The 1,145-nt window shown below is 75.9% G+C and carries 1 protein-coding gene and 1 pseudogene; both read right to left on the bottom strand.

From position 1 onward, the window contains the following. A pseudogene (locus tag AOK24_RS51515) lies at window positions 1-138 on the bottom strand (dihydrodipicolinate synthase family protein); the annotation flags it as partial. A gap of 50 nt (window positions 139-188) precedes the next feature. After that, window positions 189-1,145: FAD-dependent oxidoreductase (locus AOK24_RS34530; RefSeq protein ID WP_055723937.1), on the bottom strand; the 957-nt coding region annotated here is incomplete at its 5' end.

The raw sequence follows: 1,145 nt of genomic DNA, 5'->3' as shown, positions 1-1,145 counted from the left end.
GCCGTCGCAGCCGTTGGCGACGAGCCAGGAACAGTGGTCGGCGTACTTGTCGTAGTCGACGGAGAGGTCGTCGGTCAGGGGGAGGGCGGTGGCGACGAGGACGCCGTGCCAGGGGCGGGGGGTGGTGGGCGTTGCCATGAGGGCCTCCGGGGCAGGTGAGGGGGGTGTGTCGGGTGACAGGTCGTACGTCACGTGTCGTCGTCCGCTGCGTCGTCAGCCTCCGCCAGGACCCCGAGCGGTACGGGGCGGGCCAGCAGGCGCCGGCCGGGGACGGGTGCGCAGCCCGCGACGCCGGCCACTCCCGGCTCGCACATCCGGCCCTGGCACCAGCCCATCCCGGCCCGCGTCAGCAGCTTCACCGTCCGCAGGTCGCCCGCGCCGTGAACGCTCACGGCAACGCGCACGGCGCCGGCGGTGACCTCCTCGCAGCGGCACACGACCGTGTCGTCCGTGACCTGGCCGGGCCAGTGGGCGGGTGGGGCGTAGGCGTCGTCGAGCGCGGCGAAGAACGTGCGCAGGCGGGTCCGGGTCCGGGCGGCGGGAGCCCAGGCGGTGGGGTCGGGGTCGGTTCCACGGAGGCGGGCTGCCGCCGAGCGGCCCGCGATGTGGCCCTCCGCGAGGGAGAGGGCCGCGCCGCCGATGCCGGTGGCCTCCCCGGCCGCCCAGACGCCGGGTACGTCGGTGCGCTGCTCGGCGTCGACGCGTACGGCCGGGCCGTCGAGGGTGCAGCCGAGGCCGTCGGCGAGGTCGGTGTGCGGGAGCAGGCCGTGGCTGACGGCGAGGGTGTCGCAGGGGATGGTGCGGTGGGACCGGCCGTCGGTGACGGTCACGGCCTCCAGACGGTCGGTGCCGTGCGCCTCCACAATCGTGTGACGCATCATCACCTTCGTTCTGTGGCGCAGGAGTTGGGCCGCGTATCCCACCCCCTCGGCGAGCTTCGCCGGCTCCCGGACGAGGGTGCCCGTACGCCGTACGAAGGCCCGGGGGTCGGCGGAGTCCACCAGTGCGACGACCCGCGTACCCGCCGCCGCGAGCCCGGTCGCGACCGGCAGGAGGAGGGGGCCGGTGCCCGCGACGACGGCGGTGCGGCCGGGGAGGGCGAGGGTGCCCTTGAGCATGGCCTGGGCGCCGCCCGCCGTGAGGAC

It is taken from the genome of Streptomyces niveiscabiei (genome assembly GCF_001419795.1).
Lineage (GTDB): Bacteria > Actinomycetota > Actinomycetes > Streptomycetales > Streptomycetaceae > Streptomyces > Streptomyces niveiscabiei.
The sequence above is the reverse complement of the archived record's forward strand: the minus strand, read 5'-3'. Positions and strand labels throughout refer to the sequence as shown.